This is a genomic window from Bradyrhizobium sp. 4, assembly GCF_023100905.1.
GTDB lineage: Bacteria > Pseudomonadota > Alphaproteobacteria > Rhizobiales > Xanthobacteraceae > Bradyrhizobium.
Genome location: NZ_CP064686.1, coordinates 4,839,074 through 4,862,175, shown reverse-complemented (window position 1 = coordinate 4,862,175; position 23,102 = coordinate 4,839,074). Strand labels below are relative to the sequence as shown.

The window sequence follows — 23,102 nt, the reverse complement described above, 5'->3', positions numbered from 1 at the left end:
CCGAGGCCCAAGGGAGGAATCTTGAGATGACCGCGATCCATCAGATGAGTCAGTCCAGGAAAGCCGCTGCCAGCGGCTGGATCGGGTCGGCTCTCGAATATTATGACTTCTTCATCTACGCGACCGCCGCGTCACTGATCTTCCCGCAAATCTTCTTCCCGTCGGAGAATCCCACCGTCGCGATCGTCGCCTCGCTGGCGACCTATGGCGTCGGCTATGTGGCTCGTCCGATCGGTGCCTTCGTGCTCGGACACTGGGGCGACACCCATGGCCGCAAGACGGTTCTCATCGTCTGCATGTTTCTGATGGGCATCTCGACGATGGCCGTGGGTATCCTGCCGACCTATCAGCAGGTTGGCATCCTGGCGCCAATTCTGCTCGTCATTCTGCGCCTCGTGCAGGGATTTGCCGTTGCCGGCGAAATCTCAGGCGCAAGCTCGATGATCTTGGAGCACGCGCCGTTCGGTCGGCGGGGCTTCTATGCCAGCTTCGCCCTTCAGGGGGTGCAGGCCGGACAGATCCTCGCCGCAGCAATCTTCCTGCCCTTGGCGGCCTATATGCCGACCGAGGCCTTCAACAGCTGGGGCTGGCGGATTCCCTTCCTGCTCAGCTTCTTCGTCATCGTCGCGGGCTACATCATCCGTCGCGAAGTCGACGAGACCCCTGCCTTTGCCCGCGAGGGCGAACGGGGAGAAACGCCGCGCGCGCCCATCGTCCAGGCCATCAAGCTGAGCTGGCGCGACATGCTCAGGGTCATCTGCATGGCGCTGATGAATGTCATTCCTGTCGTTGCGACCATCTTTGGCGCGGCCTATGCGGTGCAGCCGGCCTACGGGATCGGTTTTGCCAAGGACGTCTATCTCTGGATCCCCGTGCTCGGAAACATGCTGGCGGTTTTCGTCATTCCCTTCGTCGGCAATCTCTCCGACAAGGTCGGCCGCAAGCCTCCGATCATCGTAGGCGCGCTTCTCTCCGGCCTGCTCGCCTTTTGCTATCTCTATGCCATCAGCATCAGGAATGTGCCGCTGGCAATCTTGGTGTCGCTGCTGATGTGGGGCGTAGTTTATCAGGGCTACAACGCGATCTTCCCGAGCTTTTACCCGGAGCTGTTTCCGACCCGCACCCGCGTCTCGGCGATGGCGATATCGCAGAACATCGGAACCACCATCACCGCATTGCTTCCCGCCCTGTTTGCGACCGTCGCGCCTCCCGGCTCGACAAACATCCCGTTAACGGTGGGGGCGATTGCCTTCGCTATCACGGTCATCGCCGCGCTGGCGGCCCTGACCGCGCGGGAAACCTATCGGATCAGGATCGACGATCTCGGCAATCCCAATGCCGTTCCGATGCCGCGGGCAGATTATGACCGCCAGCGGTCCGGCGATGCAGTGAGCGGGGCTGCCACGGTTCGGACCTGACGGTATGGTAGAGGCAACTGCCGCCGCGATCGACGATGTTCGCGGCGGCAGGGCCTCACTGCATAGTCAGGCTGCCGATTCGAATTTGGTGCGCGTGAGCGCAATCAATATGAGGTTGCAAGATGAACCCCGTCGTCGTCGCTGTCGCCATCACCGGCTCCGTTCCGCGCAAGAAGGACAATCCGGCGGTCCCGATCCTGCCGTCCGAACAGATCGAGTCGACGCACCAGGCCTTCGAAGCCGGTGCCACGCTCGCCCACATCCATGTTCGCAACGACGACGAGACGCCGTCCTCCGATCCCGAGCGTTTCGCCGTGGTGCAGGAGGGGATCAGGAAGCACTGTCCTGACATGATCGTTCAGTTCTCGACCGGCGGGCGGGGCCGCGATCCCTCGGCGCGCGGATCGTCGCTCTACCTGAAGCCCGACATGGCCTCGCTGTCCACGGGATCGGTGAACTTTCCGACCATCGTCTACGAGAACAGCGCCGCGCTGGTGGAGACTCTCGCCACCGGCATGAAGGCGAATGGCATCCGGCCGGAAATTGAGATCTTCGATCTGTCGCATCTGCACGGGGCCCGCCGCTTGATGGAGGCTGGGCTGATCGACGCGCGTCCGCACGTGCAGTTCGTCATGGGCGTCAAGAACGCCATGCCCGCGGACGAGCATGTCCTCGAGATCCTGCTGGGCGAGCTCAGGCGGCTGATCCCGAAGGCGACGTGGACGGCCGCCGGGATCGGACGCCACCAGGCCGAGGTCATGGGCTGGGCGCTCGCGCGGGGCGCCGATGCGGTCCGCACCGGACTCGAGGACAATATCAGGATCGACAAGGCGCGCCTCGCCGCCAGCAACGCCGAACTCGTGGCCGTCGCCGGTGAGGCTGTCGCGCGCCACGGCCGGCGCGTGGCGACTGCGGCCGAGGCGCGATCCCTGCTCGGGATCGCGGGGCAGGGAGCTCCTGCCGCCTCCTGACATGCTCCCGGCCGCCTGCTGCCATTCGACAGCCGGCGTTTCCGTGCGCCGAGTCTCCGGGTAAGACTGCCGTCACAGGCGTGATCTGCGCCTGGCGGGCAGGCGACGATTGGAATGCGGTTTTTGAAATCTGACAGCAGGCTCATCGGGGTCCTGCTGGTGCTCGCGGTCTCCCAGCTTGTTGGGTGGGGTACGATAGGTCTTCCCGCCATCGTCGGACGTGATCTCGCGGCCGATCTCGGCATGAGCTTGCCGGCGGTGTTCGCCGGGACGTCCGTGCTCTATGTGTCGATGGGACTGTGCGCGCCCTGGCTCGCCAAGTCGTTTGCACGGCACGGTGCACGAAAGGTGATGATCTCAGGCACGGTCCTGACCGTGCCGGGCTTCATACTGCTGTCCCTCGCGCGCGAGCCGATGCTGTATTTCGCCGCCTGGATCGTCCTCGGCATCGCCGGCAGCGCCACGCTTTCGACCGGCGCCTATATCATGCTGAACGAGGTCGCCGGGCGGCAGGCCAAGAACGCGATCGGCGCGCTCATGCTGGTGACGGGCCTGTCGAGCAGCATCTTCTGGCCGACGACGTCGTTCCTCAGCGGTCTGCTCGGCTGGCGCGGGACGTGCCTGGTCTATGCGGCCATGATGGTCGTCATCAACCTTCCGCTCTACGCGTTCCTGGCCCCGCGCCGGAAAATCGCCGCGGGTCGTGGTGGTGAGTCGGTAAAGCCTTCGCAGCCGCCGGCGATTCCCAGGAGCACCTTCAGCCTCGTCGTTGCCGCGATCACGCTCAATGCCTTCGTCAATTTCGGCATCGGCGCCATCATGATCGAGTTGCTCCGGGCGGAGGGGCTTCCCCCGGCGCAGGCGCTCGCGTTCGGCTCAATGCTGGGCGTGATCCAGGTCAGCGCGCGCGGGCTCGATTTTCTCGGCGGAGGGCGGTGGGACGGAATCACGACCGGGCTCGTCGCCGGCACGGCGCTGCCGATTGCCATGCTGCTGCTGATGACGAGCGAGGGCGCGACTTGGGCGGTTGCGGCCTTCATCCTGCTCTACGGCGCCGGCAGCGGCGCGATGGCGGTGGCGCGGGCAACGATCCCGCTCGTGTTCTACGATCAGACCGAGTTCGCCAAGGCGATGTCGATGATCGCGCTGCCGCTCAATCTCGCATCCGCGGTCTCGCCGCCGCTCCTTGTCGGCCTGCTCACCCAGTTCGGCAGCCGCGGCGCGCTCGGTCTCACCTTCGTCTGCTCCTGCGCCACGGTGCTGATCCTGGTCCTGCTCGGCCGGCGGCGGCCGCATGTGGCTGCAGCGGCCGCGACCTGAGAATATTCGCGCTGCGGAAATTCGCCGCGGTGACCTGGGCCGGGCGGGCGGGCGGATAGCTGTATGCCGCCAGCGCAGTGCTCGGACCGCCAAAATAGTGTATCCGCAGGGAGCGCGTCCCGCGATCTCGCCGCCGCGCCAATATTCAGTTCCCGGAGGAATTCGACATGTCGGCCCTGCCGCTCTCAGGCATCAAGATCCTTGACCTCACCCGCGTGCTTGCCGGGCCCTTGTCGGCCCAGATGCTGGGCGATTTGGGCGCGGAGGTGATCAAGATCGAGCGGCCGGGCACCGGTGACGACGCGCGCGCCTTCGGCCCGCCTTATCTGACCGACCCTGATGGCAAAGCCAACAACAACAACTCGTTTTACCTCTGCGCCAACCGCAACAAGAAGTCGGTCACGGTCAACATCGCCAAGCCCGAAGGACAGGCGATCATCCGCGAGCTCGCCAAGGACGTCGACGTCTTCATGGAGAACTACAAGGTCGGCGATCTCAAGCGCTACGGCCTCGACTACGAGACCATCAAGGCGATCAATCCCGGGATTATCTATTGCTCGGTGACCGGCTTCGGCCAGACCGGCCCTTATGCGCCGCGCGCCGGCTATGACGCCATCCTGCAGGCAATGGGCGGCCTGATGAGCGTCACCGGCCATATCGACGGCGAGCCCGGCGAGGGGCCGATGAAGGTCGGCCCCTCGATCGTCGACTACATGACCGGCATGAACACCTCGATCGGGATTCTCTCGGCGCTCTATCATCGCGACGCCAATGATGGCGTGGGACAGCACATCGACGTCTGCCTGTTCGACACCGTCATCGCGTCGTTGTCGCACTGGCTGCAGATCTATCTCGTCAACGGCAAGACGCCGCCGCGCCGCGGCACCTGGGGCAATGGCGGCATGCCGGCCGGCGTGTTCCGCTGCACCGACGGCGAGCTGATGCTGGTGGTCGGCAATGACGGCCAGTTCCAGCGCACCTGCGCCGTGCTCGGCGAGCCCGAGCTCGCGAACGACAAGCGCTTCGTCAAGAACAACGACCGCGTCGTGCACGGCAAGGAGATCATGGCGATCTTCGCCGGCCTGTTCCTGAAGCAGCCGGTGGCCTATTGGCTGGACAAGCTGGAGGAGGCCGGCGTGCCCTCGGGCCCGATCAACAATTTCGAGCAGGTGTTTTCCGATCCGCACGTCCAGTCGCGCGGCATGCGGGTGAAGGTCGACCATCCCTTCCAGCCCGATCTCTCGCTGATCCGCAACGCGCTGACGCTCTCGGAAACCCCGATCAAGGACTACCGTGCCCCGCCGCTGCTCGGTGAGCACACCCAGGAGGTGCTCGCCGGCAAGCTCGGCTATGATGCCGGCAAGATCGAGACGCTGAAGCAGCAGGGCATCATCTAGCGATTTCTTACCCTCGCTCCTTGTGGGAGAGGGTGGCTCGCCGCATAGCGGCGAGACGGGTGAGGTTCTGTCCGCGCGCGCCGTTGTGAGTTGAGTTCGTGGAGAGAACCCCTAATCCGGCTTTGCGCCACCTTCTCCCGCAAAGGGAGAAGGAAGAGGTCCGGTGCTCGTGGCGCGTTTTACGAAAAGGGACAGTACGCATGACCCCGACCAAGACCATCATCACCTGCGCGATCACGGGCAATCTGACAAAGCCCGAGCAATCGCCGCATCTGCCGATCACGCCCGAGCAGATCGCGACGTCGGCGCTGGAAGCGGCCGAAGCCGGCGCCGCGATTGCCCATATCCACGTCCGCGATCCCGCGACGGGGCGGCCTTCGATGGAGATCGATCTCTATCGCGATGTGGTGGATCGCATTCGCGCCCGCAACACGTCTCTCGTCATCAACCTCACGACCGGTCCCGGCGGGCGCTTCGTGCCTTCGGTCGAAGACCCTCGCGTCGCCGCTGCAGGCACCACGCTGCTCCAGCCCGAAAAGCGCGTCGAGCATATCGAGCTGCTCAAGCCCGACATCTGCACGCTCGATCTCAACACCATGAACTCGGGTGGCGAGGTGGTGATCAACACTCCGCGCAACGTCCGCATCATGGCCGAGCGGATGAAGGCCGCCGGCGTGCTGCCGGAGATCGAGCTGTTCGATTCCGGCGACTGCCATCTGGCCCGCGATCTCCTTGCCGACGGCACGCTGAAAGGACCGGGCCTGTTTTCGCTCGTGCTCGGCGTTAAATACGGCTTCTCCGCAACGCCCGAGACGATGTTCTATGCCCGCAGCCTGTTGCCGCCGGGCGCGATCTGGTCCGGCTTCGGTATCGGCCGCGCTGAATTCCCGATGGTGGCGCAAGCCTATTTGCTCGGCGGCCACGTCCGCGTCGGCATGGAGGACAATCTCTATATGTCAAAGGGCGTGCTGGCGAAGACTAATGCCGAGCTGGTCGCGCGTGCCGCCGGCATCGTCAAGGGCCTGGGTGCGAGCGTCGCGACCGCCAACGAGGCGCGCGCGATGCTCGGGCTTGCCTGAGGCTTGCGGGCCATCCCCAGATAATCCCGGTCCGTACTCACACAGGCTTCCGCTCCGCGCGCGACTCAGATTCGATCCTTCCACTCAGTCCGGGAGGGAACGCATGTCCTACACGATCGGGTTTCAGGCCAAGAACCAGAAGGCAATTCTGGCGACCGAGGCGGCAACGGCCAACCAGGCCGTCGCGATCGTTACCGCGTTGCGGCAAAGCGCCGACGAAATAAAGTTCATCCGCTCGCCGCAGGAAGGCGACATGGGCATCGAGATGCTGCTGCTGCTCGCCAAGGAAGAGGCCGAGGAGATGCCGCAGCACGCCTAGGCGGGCTCGGCGACACACTTCGGTGGAAAGCGAAGCATGACGGCTGCGCTATGATGTAGCAAGCCGTCATCTCGCTTGAACCGAAGGTGGCCGCCCATGAAACCCGCAATGAAACGCGAAGCGCTCCGCGTCGAACCGATCTCGACATTCCTTGACCGCCGGAACGCCCCGGTCTCGCCGGTCACGCGCGCCGGCAACATGATCTTCGTCGCAGGGCTGCCGCCGTTCGACCCCGACACGGGCGAGATCGCGGACGTGCCGATCGAACGGCAGAGCGAACTCGTCATGGAGCAGATGAAGCTGTGCCTTGAGACGGCAGGCGCGAGCCTCGACAACGTCATGAAGTGCAACGTCTACTGCACTTCGACAAAACACTTCGCCGCGTTCAACGCCGTCTATGCGCGCTATTTCCCGCACGATCCGCCGGCGCGGATCTTCGTCTGCACGCCGGAATGGTTCGGCCCCTTCGACGTCGAGATCGACTGCATCGCGATGATGTGAGGTTAGCGCGCCGCTACCTTTGGCGGCGCCTTCGCCTCTGTCCGTCCCGCCGTCAGCGCCATCGTCGCCACGCTGACGACGCGCGCGACCACGTCCTCGACGTCGTCGAGATCGCATTTGCCTTCCGATAATTTCGTCAGCCGCTCGCTCTCGCGGATGGTGTGGTGCGCCATGGCGAGCGCGAAATTCAGGCCCCAGTAGATATCGACGTCGCTGCGATCGGGCAGGGACCTTCGCATCGCGCCGGCGAATTTCCGCAAATGGTCGATCTCGCGGTTCTTGATGCGGCGGATCGGCGGCACGGATTCGATCGAGGCGCGGATCATGAAGCGCGCCGCGCTCGAGCGTTGGTTCTCGGGACCGAGGCAGCCGCGCAGCGTCGGACCGACCAGCGCATGCAGGATCACCTCGATCGGCGCGCGGCCGTCGCCTTGTTCTTCCGCCGCCTTCAATTCGCGCAAGCGCTCGCGGTTGGTGGCGATCGAGCGTGTCACGAACAGCTCCGCGATCAACTCGTCCTTCGAGCCGAAATGATAGTTCACCGCCGCGAGGTTGACATTGGCCTCCGCGACGATGTCGCGCAGCGTCACGTCGCCGAACCCGCGATCGGCATAGAGCCGTTCGGCGGCGGCGAGAATGGCAGTTCGGGTATGATCGCTGGCCATGGGAGCCCCTCGGGGAGGGAGTTGCAATTCAAACAGTTGTATGAAACTATCGTTTGAACGCCGGGAAAGTCAATCCGCAATCAGGAGTCGTTCGCAAACGTGCGAATGGGTTCCGGAGCGTCCGCAAGCCGCGCATTCGCACTTGCGGGTCGCACAATGCGGGTGGACAGTCCGGCGCAAAACAAGTTCGCCAAAACAAATTCGCCAAAACGAGTTGGCAAAGACGAGGAGCGTCCCATGGATTTCGATCTGTCGCCGAAGCAGAAGGAATGGCTCGACCGCGTGCAGTCCTTCATGGCCAAGCATGTGCGTCCGGCAGTGCCGGTCTATGATGAGCAGGATCGCGCCGGCGAACGCTGGAAGGTGATCCCGGTGCTCGAGGATCTCAAGAAGAAGGCGAAGGCCGAAGGCCTCTGGAACATGTTCATGCCGCCGAACGAGCATGAGGACGACGAATTCCGCGGCGCGGGACTGACCAATCTGGAATACGCGCTGCTCTCCGAGCAGATGGGCCACATCTCCTGGGCTTCGGAAGTCTTCAATTGTTCCGCGCCCGACACCGGCAACATGGAAGTGTTCATGCGCTACGGCTCCAAGGAGCAGAAGCGCAAATGGCTGCGTCCGCTGATGGACGGCGAGATCCGCTCCGCCTTCCTGATGACGGAGCCGGCGGTGGCCTCGTCCGATGCCACCAACATCGAGACCAGCATCGTGAAGGACGGCGATCACTACGTCATCAACGGCCGCAAATGGTGGTCGTCCGGCGTCGGCGATCCCCGCTGCAAGATCGCGATCCTGATGGGCAAGACCGACTTCAAGGCGGCCAAGCACCAGCAGCAGTCGCAGATCCTGGTTCCGCTCGACACCCCCGGCATCAAGGTCGAGAAGATGCTGCCGGTGTTCGGCTTCGACGACGCGCCGCATGGCCACGCCCAGGTGCTGCTCGAGAATGTGCGGGTGCCGAAGGAAAACATCCTGCTCGGCGAAGGCCGCGGCTTCGAGATCGCGCAGGGCCGTCTCGGTCCCGGCCGTATCCATCACTGCATGCGCACCATCGGCAAGGCCGAGGAGGCGCTGGAGAAAATGGTGAAGCGGCTCACCTCGCGCACCGCCTTCGGCAAGCGGATCGTCGAGCATTCGGTGTGGGAGCAGCGCATCGGCGAGGCCCGCACCAATATCGAGATGACGCGGCTGTTGTGCCTCAAGGCCGCCGACATGATGGACAAGGTCGGCAACAAGACCGCGCAGGCCGAGATCGCCATGATCAAGGTCGCAGCCCCCAACATGGCGCTGAAGATCATCGACGAGGCGATCCAGGCCTTCGGCGGTGCAGGCGTCTCGGACGAAGCCGGCCTTGCCAAGGACTACGCCCACATCCGCACGCTCCGTCTCGCCGACGGCCCGGACGAGGTGCACAATCGCGCCATTGCCAGGCTCGAGGTTCGGAAGTATGCAAACTCTTCCAGTCATTAAGCGGGAGAGCATGCTGGCGCTCCCGATTTGAAGAAACGACAGGGCATGATCCGTGATCGGATGACCGCTTGACGCAAGTGCGCTGGGGGTTACCGATTAGGATCATGTTCGGACTGAAGAGGGAGCGTCATCGTGGCTGACGGCGTCAGGAAAGACGAAGAATTCTCGGGCACCAAGCCCGTCGAGGAGCGTCATCGTATCGACGAGATGCGGCTCGAAGCCTGGATGCGCGACAACGTCGAAGGCTATGAGGGACCGCTGGTCGTGCTCCAGTTCAAGGGCGGCCAGTCCAACCCGACCTACCGGCTCGACACGCCGAACCGCTCCTACGTGATGCGCCGAAAGCCGTTCGGCAAATTGCTGCCGTCGGCGCATGCGGTCGATCGCGAATACCGGGTAATCGCAGCGCTGGGAAAGCAGGGCTTTCCGGTCGCGAAGGCCTATGCGCTGTGCCAGGACGACAGCATCATCGGTTCAGCGTTTTACATCATGTCGATGGAAGACGGCCGGGTGTTCTGGGAGCCGACGCTGCCGAGCCAGACGCCGGAAGATCGCCGAAAGATCTTCACCAGCAAGATCGAGACCCTGGCCAAGCTCCATATGTTCGATCCCGTCGCGATCGGTCTTGGCGACTTCGGCAAGCCCGGCAATTATTTCGCGCGCCAGATCGACCGCTGGACCAAGCAATACCGCGCGTCCGAGACCCAGACCATTCCGGAGTTCGAGAAGGTCGCCGAATGGCTGCCGAAGACCGTGCCGGAGCAGGCGCGCGTCTCGATCGTCCACGGCGACTATCGCCTCGACAACATGATTTTCCATGCGACGGAACCGCGCGTGCAGGCCGTGCTCGATTGGGAATTGTCGACGCTCGGCGATCCCATGGCCGACTTCACCTATCTGCTGATGCAGTGGGTGATGCCCGGCCTGGACGGCGCCGACCTCAAGGCGCTCAACATCCCGAGCGTGGAGGAAGCCGCGCAGATCTATTGCAACGTCACCAAGATGACGGTGCCTGACCTCAACTGGTATTTTGCTTACAACCTGTTCCGCCTCGCCGGCATCACGCAAGGCATCGCTGGCCGCGTCCGCGACGGCACCGCGGCGAATGCCAAGGCGCTGGAGTCAGCCAAGCGCACCGTACCGCTGTCGAAAGCGTCTTGGGAGTATGCGCAGAAGGCCGGCGCGGTTTAAGGACTCCGAAGGCGCTGCCGGCGGCCGCGCCTTTGCTTGCGTTCCTCTCGTGTCCGGGACACGGGACAGAATGACGAGAGAGATACCCGCATGATCGACCACACCACGCTCATCACCTACATCCTCATCGTCCTCGGCTTCGTCTTCATTCCCGGTCCGGCGACGCTCCTCACCATGGCGCGCGCCGCGAGCTCGGGAACCAGGGTCGGCATCGCGACGGGCGCGGGAATTGCGGCTGGTGACGTGGTCCACACCACCATGGCAATCGTCGGCCTCTCTGCGATCATTGCAACGTCGGCGCTGCTGTTCAGCGTCGTCAAATACGCGGGCGCGGGCTTCCTGATCTATCTCGGCATTCGCGCCATGCTCGACAAGACGCCGATCGAGGTGAATGGCGGTGCGCCCGCGATCAGCGCAGCGCGGGCCTTCCGGCAGGCCGTGCTGACCGAAGTGCTCAATCCCAAGACCGCGCTGTTCTTCCTCGCGTTCCTGCCGCAGTTCGTCCGTCCAGAACACGGCTCGACGACGCTACAGCTCGCGCTCTTCGGCGCTGTGTTCGTGTTGCTCGGCCTCCTCAGTACGGTGGTGTTCGCCGTCGGCGCCGGCCGCCTCGGCAATTTGCTACGCCGCCATCCGGCCGTCGTGAAATGGCAGGACAAGGTGGTCGGGACGATCTACTGCGCCGTCGGTGTGCGGCTGGCCTTGCAGGAGCGATGAGGCGCACCGCTCACGTGGGATACGCGCTGCCCCACATACTCCCGTCATTGCGAGGAGCTCTTGCGACGAAGCAATCCAGACTGCCCCCGCGGAACCATTCTGGATTGCTTCGCTTCGCTCGCAATGACGAGGAGAAGCCTTACCCCTTCACGCAATGCGCGATCAGCTTCTCCACGAAGCCGGCGCATTTCTCCAGCTCCGCCATTTCCACGAATTCGTCCGGTGTATGCGCCTGCGCGATCGAGCCGGGGCCAATCACGACGGACGGGATATCGGCCATGCTGGCGAACAGGCTTGCCTCGGTGCCGAACGCGACTTTGGCGTGGTCGTTGCGGCCAGCCAGGCTCTTGGCCAGCGTGACGATTGTCGCATCGGCCGCCGTGTCAAGCGCAGGGTAGTCGAGGATCTCTTCGAAATCGATGCCGCAGTCCGGATGCTGCTTCTTCATCGCTGGCTCGATCTTCGCCTTGGCCCAGGCGACGATCGCATCCGTCACCTCGCGCGACTCCGTAATTCCGATGCCGCGGCATTCGAAATCCACCGTACAAGTATCAGGGACGATGTTCAGCGCGGCGCCGCCATGGACGATGCTGGTGAGCAGCGTCGAGTGCGGAACGTCGTAGAGGCTGTCGGCCGCTCGCACGGCTGCGAGCGCCACGGCGCGACGGCGGATTTCGACGATCAGCTCGGCGGCGTATTCGATGGCGTTGACACCCTCGGGCGCGATCGAGGAGTGGCGGGCGAGCCCCTTGAAGGTCGCGCGCACGCCGTGCTTGCCCTTGTGGCCGATGATGACCTTCATCTCGGTCGGCTCGCCGATGAAGGCGCCGAGTGGCTTGATCCGTTTCTTCGCGACCTCGCGCAGCATCGGCCGCACGCCGACGCAGCCGATCTCCTCGTCATAGGAGATCGCCAGATGGATCGGTGTCGCGAGCTTCGCTTCCAGCATCTCTGGCACCATGGCGAGGCACACCGCGACGAAGCCCTTCATGTCGGTGGTGCCGCGGCCATAGAGCCTGCCGTCGCGCTCGATCAGCTTGAACGGATCGTGGCTCCAGTCCTGGCCGACCACGGGCACCACGTCGGTATGCCCCGACAGCACCAGGCCCGGGCAGTCCTCAGGTCCAATGGTGACCCATAGTGAGGCTTTCTGTCCGGTCTCGTCGACGATGCGCTCACCCTTGACGTCGAGCGTGGCGAGATAGCTCTCGATATGCGCGATCAGGGGCAGGTTGGAGCGATCGCTGATCGTGTCGAAGCCGACGAGGTCGGCGAGCAGCTTGCGAATACGGTCGGGTCTTGAGCTTGGCATTTTCACGTTCTTGTCAGGGGGATGGAAGCTGAAGTGCTTGCACGAACCATACCAATGTTGCGGGTGGTAGGGCAAACCAGCACAAATCCGAGCCTGCAACGCCTTGCGTTGCCTCGAGCAAAACACGCGAGCCGTGGCCCAACGCGCGGCGGCGAAACTTTGCCGAAATTCGGAAGCGGCGTATGCCGTCTGGGTGAGACGACCAAAGCAAAGCCCGGGCGAACAAGCCGCGAGGATGCGAAGGTGCATCTGCGATCGAGAATGTGAATGGAAGCGTGACGCTGCCATCCAAAGACTCCGTCATTGCGAGCGCAGCGAAGCAATCCAGTCTGCCGCCGCGGAAAGATTCTGGATTGCTTCGCTGCGCTCGCAATGACGGTGCTGAAGCAGTTGCGCTAAACCGGTTTCCCCGTATACGGCATCGACGCCGTCAGCCCACCGTCCACCGGGAACGCCTGGCCGTTGACATACGACGCCTCGTCGCTGGCCAGAAACAGTCCCATCGCGGCGAGCTCGTGCGGCTGGCCGGGACGCTTGAGTGGATTGAGCTGGCCGATCTTGTCGGCGGTGCCGCGCTCCTTGGCGCGGTCGAAGATCGGTTTGGTCATGCCGGTCTCGATCAGGCCGGGGCACACCGCGTTGATGCGCACACCGGTGCCGGTGAGCGAATACGCCGTGGTCTGCACCAGGGAGATGACGCCGGCCTTGCTTGCGGCATAGGGATGTCCGCTGGCGCCGGCCTTGAGGCCAGCGACGGACGCGGTCAGCACGATCGCGCCGGACTGCTGCTTCACCATGTGCGGCATCGCATGCTTCACCGCGAGAAACGGCCCGATCAGATTGATGCGCAAAACCTCCTGCCACTGCTCGACGGTCTGCTCGCCGAGCGGAACGAGTCCGCCGGAGACGCCGGCATTGGCCCAGATCACGTCGAGGCGGCCGTGCGTCTTCACCGCCTTGTCGATCACGGCCATGACGTCCTGTTCGGAGCCCGCGTCCGCCATCATGGCTTCGGCGATACCGCCGGCCTTCTTTACCTCGTCGACCGTCTCCTTCACCGCCTCGGTGCGATCGACCGCGATCAGCTTGGCGCCTTCTCTGGTGAACAGCAGCGCGGCCGCGCGGCCGATGCCGCTGCCGGCACCGGTGATGATGACGGATTTGCCTTGCAGACGGCCCATGCGGTTTCTCCCTTGGTTCGCACGCGACGCTTGCCGCGCGACGGAATTTCAAACAAGATTTCAAACGGTAAAGTGTCTTGAGACACGTTCACTACTGACGTACAGCGACATCAAACGGGATGGAAGGGTTTCGATGGCAGGTGCAGACAAGCCCAAAGTGGTCACGACACGCTGGTGGTGGGTCCGTCACGCGCCCGTGCGCAATGACGGCGGCAACATCTACGGTCAGTCTGATCTCGCCTGCGACACCAGCGATACCTACGTCTTCAATGCTGTTGCCAAGGTGCTGCCACGCAAGGCGGTCTGGTATTCGAGCAATCTGATGCGCACGCATCAGACCGCCGAAGCGATCTGGGCGGCCGGCTTCCCGAGGCCTGCATCGATGAAATGGGAAGCCGACCTCGCCGAACAAAATCTCGGCCGCTGGCAGGGCATGAACCGCGCCGAGTTCATCGCCAGCCGTCCCGTCGGCTCGAGCTGGTTTGCCGATATCAACGAGCCTGCGCCCGGCGGCGAAAGCTTCATGGATCTCTACAACCGTGCCCGCCGCACCATCGAGCGGATCAACAATGAGGCCGCCGGGCAGGACGTGATCGCGGTTGCACATGGCGGCACCATCAAGGCGGCGCTGGGCTTGGCGCTCGACAATCAGCCGGAGCGGGGGCTCGCGTTCGATATCGACAATTGCTCGGTGACGCGGCTCGACTATTTCGCAAGCCCCGAGCGCGATGTCTGGCGGCTGCCGATGGTGAACCAGCAGCCGTGGATCGCGGACGACGCGCATGCGGCGATGCATCAACCCGCGGGACCGGAAGTCAAGAAGCTCGCCTGAGCAATTGCCCGGTCGCGCGGATGCGGCGTAAGCTTCAAGCAATCAAAACGTACTCTGGGAGAGAAACATGACCTTGTTCGACATGAAGGGGAAAGTCGCCGTCATCACCGGCTCGACGCGCGGCATCGGGCTTTCGATCGCCGAGCGCATGGCCGAGCACGGCGCCAAGGTGGTGATCTCCTCGCGCAAGGCCGACGTTTGCGACCAGGTCGCCAAGAGCATCAACGACAAGTTCGGCAAAGGTACCGCGGTGGCGATCGCCGCCAACATCTCGTCGAAGGAAAACCTGCAAAACCTCATCGACGAGAGCAACCGCGCCTTTGGCAAGATCGACGTGCTGGTCTGCAACGCCGCGTCGAACCCGTATTACGGCCCGCTCGCCGGCATCTCCGACGATCAGTTCAGGAAGATCCTGGACAACAACATCGTCGCCAACAACTGGCTGATCTCGATGGTGGTGCCGCAGATGATCGAGCGCAAGGACGGCTCGATCATCATCGTCTCCTCGATCGGCGGTCTGAAAGGCTCGACCATCCTCGGCGCCTACGCGATCTCGAAAGCCGCAGACATGCAGCTCGCGCGCAATTTGGCCTGCGAATATGGCCCGCACAACATCCGCGTGAACTGCATCGCGCCGGGCCTGATCAAGACCGATTTTGCGAAAGCGTTGTGGGACAATCCGGAGAATTTGAAAGCCTCGACCGCGCGTTCGCCGCTGCTGCGCATCGGCATCCCCGACGAGATCGCGGGCGCCGCGGTGTTCCTGGGCTCGAAGGCCGGCGACTTCATGACCGGCCAGACCATGGTGATCGACGGCGGCGCGACAATCAGTTGAAGCACCAGTAGGTGTCATCGCCCGCGAAGGCGGGCGATCCAGTACTCCGCGGCCTTCGTTGCAGAGCTCGCTCCCACGAGATCCGCCGCGGCGTACTGGATGCCCCGGTCAAGCCGGGGCATGACAGCGAAAATGTGGATGCAGCGCCGCGCATAGCGGCGCCGTCTCAATCCACCGCCGCGTACACCAGATCCCGCACCAGCGTTCGCGTAAAATCGCGCTGTCCCGGGCCCTGGCTCATGAACACGACGAACAGATCCTCCTTCGGATCGATCCAGAAGAACGTCCCCGCAATGCCGCTCCAGAAAAACTGGCCGACGCTGCCGGGGAAGGGCGCGATGCCGGCATCGCGGCGCACCGCGAAGCCGAGGCCGAAACCATGGCCGGGTGACAGCAGAGTGCCGTTGGTCACGACGTGAGGTCCGAGATGATCGGAGGCCATCAGCTCCAGCGTCTTGCGGCCGATGATCCTGTTGCCGTCGAGCGTGCCGCCATTGCGCAGCATCAGCGCGAAACGGGCATAGTCCATGGTGGTCGAGACGAGGCCGCCGCCGCCGGACTCCATGATTGGCTGCTCGAGCATGTTGAACAGCGCGACCTTGTCGCCGGTCCAGGGATCGGCTGCGAACGGCTCGGCGAGCCGGCCGGCATTGGCCTCCGCTGTCGCAAAGCCGGTCTCGGCCATCTGCAAGGGCGTAAGAATGCGCTCAGCGAGGTACGCGCCGAGCGACTTGCCGCTGACAACCTCGATGATGCGACCGAGGATGTCGGTGGAGCGGCTGTAGTTGAACTCGTCGCCGGGATGGCAGACCAGGGGGAAGCTCGCCACCAAGGCGGCGTGCTCGGCATTGGTGATCTTGCGGCTGCGCACCCGCGAGTCCTGGTAGATTTTGTGCACGGGGCCGTCGCCCTGGTGCTCGTAGGTCAGGCCGGAGGTGTGGCGGAGCAGGTCCTGCACCGTCATCGGGCGCATCGGCGGAACCAGTTCCAGCTTGCCGCCGCTGACCACGCCGACCTTTTGGTTGGCGAACTCCGGGATGAATTTCGCGACGGGGTCGGCAAGGAGCAGGTGGCCGTCCTCGACCAGCGTCATGATGCCGACCGACACGATCGGCTTGGTCATCGAGAAGATACGGAAGATCGAATCATGCGCCATCGGCGCTGCGCCTGTCGGGCTCTGTCTGCCGAGCGCCTCGAACCAGCCGACCTGACCGTGCCGTGCCACCAGCACGGTGACGCCGGGCACGGTTCCCTTGTCGATCTCGCGCTTGAAGGCGTCCGACATGGCCTGGAGGCGCGGGCGCGACAGCCCGAGCGTCTCGGGGCGGGATTCCGGCAGAGGCGGGGTCTTCGGCGCGGTCGAGGGGCGAGGGGCTGTCGCGGACGCTTGGGCAGTCGCAAAGGCTTGGGCAGTCATTGGCACTCCCGGTGCTTATTGTTGTTCGGAGCGGACTGTGGCCCATAAGGCGCGGCACAAACAAGCGAAGCCAGCGCGCTTCACCCTTGCAATCCGGCCTTGCAATCCGGCCGCCCCCTGTGCTTCAAAGCGGCCTGATCCGGGCGGCAACGCAGGGTCCGTAGGAGTGTAGCTCAATTGGTAGAGCACCGGTCTCCAAAACCGGGGGTCGCAGGTTCGAGCCCTGCCACTCCTGCCACATAATTCAATGGGTTAACGGCCTAAGCCCCCCGAACAGACCTTGAACGTGGACCTAAGCTGGACCCAACCGGCTCAGGACCCGAAAATCCCGGCGGATAGCGTATTGATCACAGTGGCGACTGACGTGTCGGCGGTCTGCTTCCGCTTCCGCTTCGCGTAGTTCCTCAATAAGACCGCGGGGTCGTCGCCGATGCGCTCGGCCACCGTGTGCACCGGTACGCCCTTGTCCAAGAGCAGGGTCGCGTGGGTGCCCCGGAGATGATGAAATTCGAAGCCGACGAACCCCAAGGCGTCAGCAGCCCGGCGGAAGTGCTTCGAGAAGCCGCTGGGGTCGCGCGGGCGGGCGAAGTCGAAATCCTGACCAGCCGGCGGCATCGCCGGAAAGATCAGGGCGTCCTCAGGAAGCCTGACGAGGCTCAGGTCCACGTCCGCGCCGTCGGGGATCCCAGCAACGATCCGCTGGTGTTTCTCCCGCTCGGCGACCAGCAGGGCGAGGACGCCGTCGTCCAGGGCGATCGTTCGCTTGCCTCGCCAAGTCTTAGGCGGCTTGCATCGCACGCCGAACTTCTTGGTGACCTCCAGCGCGCGTTCCACTCTGAGGGTCTTTGCCTCGCAGTTAAAGTCGGTCCAGCGGAAGGCCAGTAGTTCGTTGCGGCGGACTCCGGTTGAAGCAGTGACGGCGACAGGCGTATACAATGCGGCCGATGGCCTGAAGCCGGTTACCAGGGTCTTCAGGTCCGTCTCGTCCAAAGCAAGACCGTGATCGCTCTCTCCCGCAGACGGCAGCTGCTCGATCCGATTCATCGGATTGCTCGTGATCATGCCCTTCCGCTCGGCCGTCGATAAGGAAGAGTTGAAGCAGCGGTGAACGTGATTGACCGTCATCGGCGCCAGCTTCGTCTCGAGCTCACCATAGAGCTCGTCGATGTCGGTGGCCTTGAGTTTCTGCAGTACCTTTTGGCCGAGCTTGGGCTTGACGTGGACGCGCAACAGTTCCTCGTAACGTTCCAGGGTGCGCTGACCGACCTTCGTTTTTTTCCGCCCTGGCGCGCCGGCGGCGATCCACTGATCGATCCATTGCGCAACCGTGATCTTGCTAGGGTCAACGTGTTCCCCGGTATCGACTGCGGTGACGAGCGCCCTTATTTCCTTTTGGGCTGCGGCCTTGGTTCCATGGAATACTTTCGTGAACCGTTTTCCGTTCGCCCGCCATCGGAGCCTGAAAACATTGGCGCCGCGCTGATCGATGCCACCCTCCCCAAATGGGCGTCTGGATCTCGGCTGATCTTTCACATTCTTCTCCAAGCATATTGCGTTATGGGCCAAGTAGCCGTTTCCGTTAGCTGCGCCGCTCACCTCTGAAAAAACGTAACCACCGGTCTCCGGGATCAGCTCGCATCTGCGCCATGCGTTGCTCGATAGCGCTTATGGGCTTGCCGTCGGCTATTTCGTTTAGATCATCCGCGATGCACCACACGGCAAAGCCAGGAAGTTCAGCCTCAATCCTCATCTGAAAGTTGCGGGTCTCACCCGCCTCACCGAAGTCACTTAATCCGATTTTTTTCCGGTTCGAAGAATCAAAAACCAGTCTGGCCTCCTGAGCGGGGCGAACTACCTTGATGCTCGCAAGTCTCCTGGCAGTGCTCGTTTGAGCGAGAATTATTTCTAGAGCCTGGCCAAACTCAATCGAGCCGGTCAAGGGGCAGGATTTCCTGTCAGACCGCGCCCTTCCCAGCTGCCGAACGACGGAGTCGATCTCGGCCAAACTGTCAGTCGCTAGGACGGACAATATGAGGAGAGCCACCGCCGGTACTGAGACTTTCACGCCGCTCCCCGGTCCCCGTCCTTGGACCGCAACAAGAAGCCCTGAACGAATGAGTGCTCTTTGTCGTTCGTAAAGCGCATCCGGGGAAAGGCTCAGATACTGCGCGAGCGTCGGTATGTATGATTTCAAACTGAACATGACTGCTTGATACTATCTCGAATTAAAGGTGGTGTCCACCACTATTCGCTTGCGGACCGGCTTGAAGCGTGTCAAATGGTGTATACCTACACTACTTTGGAGCCCTCAATGGAAAACGGATCGAACGATGACAAAAGATTGGTTTACGAGGTGCCGGAGGCGGGCGCCTTGCTCGGATTGGGGCGTAACGCCAGTTACGAGGCTGCAAAGCGCGGGGATATTCCCACGATCCGCATTGGGAAGTTGATCCGTGTCCCGAAGGCTGCGTTCGACCAGATGCTCGCGCGAGTTGGCGCCAAATGAGCGGGCGGGAAACAGCGGACGACTACGATCGCGTCGTTGCCGTTCTCAACGAAAATTGGCGCGTAATCGAGTGCCCGGATCAAATCCAGTGGATTTTACAGTGCCGCGGTTCACCAACTAGGTCGCGCAAGGATGATTGGCGCGGTCGCTCGTACTGTCGAACGTCCGAAGCCCTGCTTCGCTGTACGCGTCGTCATGCGGGTTCGGTGAACACCAGCGCAATGCAGGAGCTGGTCGCTCTTCCTGATCGCATTGCCAAGGTCGTCAGCACGCCGACATCACAAAGACATCTGACCTCGCTGTCGACGTCTTCGCCGCTGACGAGGGCGGGGGCCGACTATAGTAGTCCGAGCAATGGCGAGGCAGCTTCCGGCACTACGTTACTTGCCGACGAGGTTGGCGCACCGAAGGCCGCGAATTGGAGATGAGTGCCTTGAGTGATTGCACTGTGATTCCGTTTCCATTGGTGCGGCGCAAAGTCATGATTGATCGCTTGGCACGGCACGCATCAGCAATGAAGCCTGCGGCCGCTGAGAGGCTGTTTGAGCGCCAACTAAAGATTCAGGCTGAGGTACTGCAACGGAGGGGGGTTGCAGGCGGCATCATCGACCGTGAGGTGAATGAGCTGAAGCATGCTCTTCAAAGGACGTTGCTTCAGAAGCCGGAAAGATCAGGCGCGTAATGACCAGGCGCAAGAATTCCATTCAGGGGCAGTGGGCAGCTCGAACCATAGAGATGCTAGAGTCATACGCCTATCGAGTTCTCAGCCTGTCCGCCCACCGAGTGATCAGCCGCATCGAAGTTGAGCTTGCGCACCACGGTGGTAAAGATAACGGTCGTCTCCCTGTTACCTACGAGGATTTCGTAGAGTACGGGATTGATCGTCAAGCCATTGCACCTGCAATTCGGGAAGCGGAAGCGCTTGGCTTCATTGAGTTGACCGAAAGGGGGAGGGCTGGAAACGCTGAATTCCGAAAGCCCAATAGGTTCCGCCTCACGTTCAGAGATGGAAAAGGTGGCTACGCGGGCACCAATGAGTGGCGACGTTTCGTGTCGATTGAGCAAGCAACGATTTGCGCTCGGTCAGCTCGACATGCAAAAGCCAGAAAATCGCGCGTCCAGTGTGGGAAAAGCTCGACTTTCGGTACGGATAAACACACCCGAAATCCTCGAATCCATGGTGGGGAATCCCCAACCACATGCATCGGTCGGGAAAACCACACTACTATCGATATCTCCGGGAGGGGTAACCGCGGCGGTTAGGTTCTTGGCATTCGCCAACATGAACTTGCGCTGGCGTCTACGGCTTTACCGACGTTATGTCCGCCAGAAATCAGGCGGACACCGTCTTGATCCTTCGATGACAGACGGCACGGCCCCGTCCGCGCCGTCGCGGAAATTAGAAAAGGTCGGGCTCCAAGGCATTCCCAACAGGCTAGAAGGCCGCGCAGAGCTGATTTGATCTCAGAGCACCATTAACCTACCGGCTAACAAGATATCTGCTCTACGCGGCTTCGCTGGCGCAAGGCTCGGAGAGTAGGCGAGCCCCTCCCTAGACCGCAGCAGGGATTCCCAGCACCGTCCCTCTGGCGATCAGGAGCGCGATCAGTAGTTCGTTTCACTGCATCGACGGCCTCGATGCCCGCGAGGATCTCGCCAGTCATCCCCGGCAAGAAAACGAGGCCGATCGCCGCCATGCTGTTCATGATCGCATCCTTGAAATCGTGGTCGGGATCAACTAGGTCTGTGCCGTGCAGCACGGCTTTGTCCAACCCCTTCGTCAGCTCGCCAGAACAGCCATGTTCGTGGCGATATCGGCGTTTTTGCTTCAAGCCACTCTGATTTCGATCTCGGAGGCGAAGGCGACCGTTGGTGCCATGCCGGCGCCTTCCGTCACGTTGAGCGGTTCCCTGCATTTCCACGACCAGTTGGCAGGTCACGTGCACTCCCATGGGGGCGATGGCGCCGAAGGCCACGTTCATGACGGGCCGGATCACGATGACGACGAAGGTGCTCCAAGCCTGGCTTGGAGCATATTCGGCACATCGATTGCGTCACCGCAATTAATAACCCTGCTCAGCCCCTTTGGGTTGCTGATCCCGGTTGAACTGCCGGTTGCGCCGGTCGTTGTCGGCGTAAGGCCAGACGAACTCACCCGACCGCCAAGTACCTTCAGCATCGCGTAATTCCGGCGGCCCCTTTGGCCGCCGACCTTTCGCATGTCTGAAGGAATTTTCCATGTTGATGAATCAGCGCTGCCCGAAAGGGTGGCTCGCAACAACTGGCCTGGCCCGTCTTGGGCTGGCCAGTCTCGGTTGGCTGGCAAGTCTGTTCTTTGGCCTGTCGGACGCCCTTGCGCATGAAGGGCACGATCATGGCGACGCCGAAAAGGCGGCCGTTGTGTCGTCAGTCTATCCAAGGGTTACGGCGCGGTCCGAACTCTACGAGATCGTGGGCATCCTGAAAGACGGCAAGCTTTCCGTCTTCATCGACGATCCCGTCACGAACGAACCGGTGTCGGATGCAGCCTTGGAGGTCACGATCGGCGATTCCGCCCCGATCGAGGCCGCCAAGACCGATGAGGGCACTTACGCGGCGGCCGTTCCGATTGGCACGCCGGCGGAATCGGTGGAAGTCATATTCTCGATCAGCGGCAAGAAGGGAAACGATCTGCTGGTGGACTCGCTGGTGCCTACGCGTGCCGGCAATCTGCCGCCCCCAGAGCAGAAGCAAGAGCAGGGCTGGCTGTTATCGAGCCGAACCGTCGTGGTGGCCTCCGCACTTGCTGCTGTGGGGTTTGGCCTTCTCTTCGGCTATTGGAGGCGACGTGGTCGCAGCATGGCCGCTACCGTCTCGGCGACGATGGCAGGCGCATTTGTCATCCTGGCCGCCATCGCGTTCGGCGAAGGCCGAACCAACGCGAGGCAGGCCAATCCGCCGGATGTCCCGGCCCTAAGCGATGCCCCGCGACGCCTGCAAGACGGCACGGTCTTCGCGGCCAAACCGACGCAGCGGCTGCTTGATGTGCGGACCGCCGCCGCCGAGCCGCAGACCATTCGTCCCGCCATCACGCTGATCGGCCGCGTGATCGCCGACCCCAACCGCAGCAGCATCGTGCAAAGCGTCTATGGCGGGCGCGTTGTTCCGGGCAACGGCGGCATACCCCGGATCGGACAAACCGTTAGCAAGGGCGATCTGTTGATCCAAATCGAGCCGCATCTGCCGATTGCGGACCGCACCACTATCCTCGAGAAGGTCGGCGAGATCGAACAGTTGACGGCGATCACCGAAAACAAGCTGCGGCGTCTGCGGCCGCTTGCCGAGCGGGGCGCTGTGCCGCAAGGGCAGGTCAACGACCTCGAAAGCGAATTGGAGGGCCTGCGGGCGCGCCGCGAAACCGTGCGAAATTCCCGCACGGGCTTCGAGGAATTGCGCGCATCGACGGATGGCGTCATCACGTCGGCCAAGGTCATGCCGGGCCAGGTCATTCAGCCGCAGGACGTCCTGTTCCAGATCGCCGATCCCAATAGCCTGTGGGTCGAAGCGTTGGCCTATGACGATTTGGGTTTGAAGGAACCTGAAGCTGCGACGGCGATGGCGCCGAATGGCGAGCCGATCGCGCTCTCGTTTGTGGGAACGAGCCGAGCATTGCGACAGCATGCATCCGTCGTTCAGTTTGCCATGCCGGAGCCTTCGACAGGTCTCAACATCGGTCAGCCGCTCAACGTGATGGTCCAGAGCGGCGCACCGGTGGCCGGTCTGATCTTTCCACGCAATGCGATCGTTCGCAGCGGCAGCGGCGAGAATATTGTCTGGCTGCACCAGGAGCCCGAACGCTTCGAGCCGAGACCGGTTCGCGTGCTGCCGGTCGATGCGACGCGCGTGATCGTGGCGGCCGGTATCAATGAGGGCGAACGCATCGTCGTTCGCGGTACCGACCTCATCAACCAGATCCGGTAGGGCCGGCC

At 62.7% G+C, this 23,102-nt stretch carries 23 protein-coding genes and 1 tRNA gene; 16 read left to right on the top strand and 8 right to left on the bottom strand.

The window, feature by feature from the left end; genetic code table 11:
* Nucleotides 1–26: 26 nt before the first annotated feature.
* The 7 genes from IVB45_RS23035 (at nucleotide 27) to IVB45_RS23005 (ending at nucleotide 7,005) form a co-directional block, all read left to right on the top strand.
* Nucleotides 27–1,418 carry an MFS transporter gene (locus IVB45_RS23035; RefSeq protein ID WP_247362047.1) on the top strand — a complete coding sequence of 464 codons (1,392 nt, stop codon included), beginning with the start codon at nucleotides 27–29 and terminating at the stop codon, nucleotides 1,416–1,418.
* A 122-nt stretch (nucleotides 1,419–1,540) separates the two neighbouring features.
* Complete coding sequence (locus tag IVB45_RS23030) at nucleotides 1,541–2,389, top strand: 3-keto-5-aminohexanoate cleavage protein (RefSeq protein WP_247362044.1); 849 nt, start codon at nucleotides 1,541–1,543, stop codon at nucleotides 2,387–2,389.
* 114 nt (nucleotides 2,390–2,503) lie between these two features.
* A complete protein-coding gene (locus tag IVB45_RS23025) occupies nucleotides 2,504–3,709 on the top strand; it encodes an MFS transporter (RefSeq protein ID WP_247362041.1) in 1,206 nt (401 codons plus the stop codon).
* Nucleotides 3,710–3,876: 167 nt separating this feature from the next.
* Nucleotides 3,877–5,106, top strand: coding sequence for a CaiB/BaiF CoA-transferase family protein (locus IVB45_RS23020; RefSeq protein WP_247362038.1), 1,230 nt, complete (start codon nucleotides 3,877–3,879; stop codon nucleotides 5,104–5,106).
* 200 nt (nucleotides 5,107–5,306) lie between these two features.
* The gene (locus IVB45_RS23015) at nucleotides 5,307–6,185 is read left to right on the top strand and encodes a 3-keto-5-aminohexanoate cleavage protein (protein ID WP_247362035.1); all 879 of its coding nucleotides are present in this window, start codon (nucleotides 5,307–5,309) and stop codon (nucleotides 6,183–6,185) included.
* A gap of 103 nt (nucleotides 6,186–6,288) precedes the next feature.
* Entirely contained in the window at nucleotides 6,289–6,504 is a 216-nt protein-coding gene (locus tag IVB45_RS23010; RefSeq protein WP_247362032.1) for a hypothetical protein, read from the top strand.
* Nucleotides 6,505–6,612: 108 nt separating this feature from the next.
* The gene (locus IVB45_RS23005; RefSeq protein WP_247362779.1) at nucleotides 6,613–7,005 is read left to right on the top strand and encodes a RidA family protein; all 393 of its coding nucleotides are present in this window, start codon (nucleotides 6,613–6,615) and stop codon (nucleotides 7,003–7,005) included.
* A gap of 2 nt (nucleotides 7,006–7,007) precedes the next feature.
* Here the strand turns inward: IVB45_RS23005 and IVB45_RS23000 are convergent, their stop codons facing one another.
* On the bottom strand, nucleotides 7,008–7,670 hold the full coding sequence (locus IVB45_RS23000) for a TetR/AcrR family transcriptional regulator (protein ID WP_027567521.1): 663 nt from the start codon (nucleotides 7,668–7,670) through the stop codon (nucleotides 7,008–7,010).
* 237 nt (nucleotides 7,671–7,907) lie between these two features.
* On the opposite strand from IVB45_RS23000, the gene IVB45_RS22995 reads away from it, so the two are divergent.
* The 3 genes from IVB45_RS22995 (at nucleotide 7,908) to IVB45_RS22985 (ending at nucleotide 11,051) form a co-directional block, all read left to right on the top strand.
* Nucleotides 7,908–9,143 carry an acyl-CoA dehydrogenase family protein gene (locus IVB45_RS22995; RefSeq protein WP_247362030.1) on the top strand — a complete coding sequence of 412 codons (1,236 nt, stop codon included), beginning with the start codon at nucleotides 7,908–7,910 and terminating at the stop codon, nucleotides 9,141–9,143.
* A gap of 132 nt (nucleotides 9,144–9,275) precedes the next feature.
* Nucleotides 9,276–10,334: a phosphotransferase family protein gene (locus IVB45_RS22990; protein ID WP_247362027.1), complete on the top strand. Its 1,059-nt coding sequence runs from the start codon at nucleotides 9,276–9,278 to the stop codon at nucleotides 10,332–10,334.
* Between the two features lie 90 nt (nucleotides 10,335–10,424).
* Nucleotides 10,425–11,051 carry a LysE family translocator gene (locus IVB45_RS22985; RefSeq protein ID WP_247362024.1) on the top strand — a complete coding sequence of 209 codons (627 nt, stop codon included), beginning with the start codon at nucleotides 10,425–10,427 and terminating at the stop codon, nucleotides 11,049–11,051.
* Between the two features lie 139 nt (nucleotides 11,052–11,190).
* On the opposite strand, the gene argE is transcribed toward IVB45_RS22985, so the two are convergent.
* Nucleotides 11,191–12,363, bottom strand: a complete 1,173-nt coding sequence (argE, locus tag IVB45_RS22980; protein ID WP_027567519.1) for an acetylornithine deacetylase — start codon at nucleotides 12,361–12,363, stop codon at nucleotides 11,191–11,193.
* Nucleotides 12,364–12,758: 395 nt separating this feature from the next.
* Nucleotides 12,759–13,544 (bottom strand): SDR family oxidoreductase, encoded by a 786-nt coding sequence (locus tag IVB45_RS22975; RefSeq protein ID WP_247362021.1) that lies wholly within the window; start codon nucleotides 13,542–13,544, stop codon nucleotides 12,759–12,761.
* 133 nt (nucleotides 13,545–13,677) lie between these two features.
* Between IVB45_RS22975 and IVB45_RS22970 the strand changes: the two genes are divergently transcribed.
* Nucleotides 13,678–14,376 (top strand): histidine phosphatase family protein, encoded by a 699-nt coding sequence (locus IVB45_RS22970; RefSeq protein ID WP_247287052.1) that lies wholly within the window; start codon nucleotides 13,678–13,680, stop codon nucleotides 14,374–14,376.
* 67 nt (nucleotides 14,377–14,443) lie between these two features.
* A complete protein-coding gene (locus tag IVB45_RS22965; RefSeq protein ID WP_247362018.1) occupies nucleotides 14,444–15,211 on the top strand; it encodes an SDR family oxidoreductase in 768 nt (255 codons plus the stop codon).
* Between the two features lie 166 nt (nucleotides 15,212–15,377).
* Here the strand turns inward: IVB45_RS22965 and IVB45_RS22960 are convergent, their stop codons facing one another.
* The gene (locus IVB45_RS22960; RefSeq protein ID WP_247362016.1) at nucleotides 15,378–16,628 is read right to left on the bottom strand and encodes a serine hydrolase domain-containing protein; all 1,251 of its coding nucleotides are present in this window, start codon (nucleotides 16,626–16,628) and stop codon (nucleotides 15,378–15,380) included.
* 162 nt (nucleotides 16,629–16,790) lie between these two features.
* Here IVB45_RS22960 and IVB45_RS22955 point away from each other — a divergent pair.
* Nucleotides 16,791–16,866, top strand: a tRNA-Trp gene (locus tag IVB45_RS22955).
* Nucleotides 16,867–16,940: 74 nt separating this feature from the next.
* Here the strand turns inward: IVB45_RS22955 and IVB45_RS22950 are convergent.
* Nucleotides 16,941–18,161 carry a site-specific integrase gene (locus IVB45_RS22950; protein WP_247362014.1) on the bottom strand — a complete coding sequence of 407 codons (1,221 nt, stop codon included), beginning with the start codon at nucleotides 18,159–18,161 and terminating at the stop codon, nucleotides 16,941–16,943.
* A gap of 46 nt (nucleotides 18,162–18,207) precedes the next feature.
* Nucleotides 18,208–18,567, bottom strand: coding sequence for a hypothetical protein (locus IVB45_RS22945; protein WP_247362013.1), 360 nt, complete (start codon nucleotides 18,565–18,567; stop codon nucleotides 18,208–18,210).
* Nucleotides 18,568–18,939: 372 nt separating this feature from the next.
* On the opposite strand from IVB45_RS22945, the gene IVB45_RS22940 reads away from it, so the two are divergent.
* A complete protein-coding gene (locus IVB45_RS22940) occupies nucleotides 18,940–19,134 on the top strand; it encodes a helix-turn-helix domain-containing protein (protein WP_247362011.1) in 195 nt (64 codons plus the stop codon).
* A 744-nt stretch (nucleotides 19,135–19,878) separates the two neighbouring features.
* Here IVB45_RS22940 and IVB45_RS22935 read toward each other — a convergent pair.
* Nucleotides 19,879–20,022, bottom strand: a complete 144-nt coding sequence (locus IVB45_RS22935; RefSeq protein ID WP_247362009.1) for a hypothetical protein — start codon at nucleotides 20,020–20,022, stop codon at nucleotides 19,879–19,881.
* 599 nt (nucleotides 20,023–20,621) lie between these two features.
* Nucleotides 20,622–20,831 (bottom strand): ABC transporter permease, encoded by a 210-nt coding sequence (locus tag IVB45_RS22930; protein WP_247362776.1) that lies wholly within the window; start codon nucleotides 20,829–20,831, stop codon nucleotides 20,622–20,624.
* 54 nt (nucleotides 20,832–20,885) lie between these two features.
* On the opposite strand from IVB45_RS22930, the gene IVB45_RS22925 reads away from it, so the two are divergent.
* Both IVB45_RS22925 and IVB45_RS22920 read left to right on the top strand, forming a co-directional pair.
* Entirely contained in the window at nucleotides 20,886–21,320 is a 435-nt protein-coding gene (locus IVB45_RS22925; protein WP_247362007.1) for a hypothetical protein, read from the top strand.
* Between the two features lie 52 nt (nucleotides 21,321–21,372).
* Nucleotides 21,373–23,094 (top strand): HlyD family efflux transporter periplasmic adaptor subunit, encoded by a 1,722-nt coding sequence (locus IVB45_RS22920; RefSeq protein ID WP_247362005.1) that lies wholly within the window; start codon nucleotides 21,373–21,375, stop codon nucleotides 23,092–23,094.
* Nucleotides 23,095–23,102: the final 8 nt, after the last annotated feature.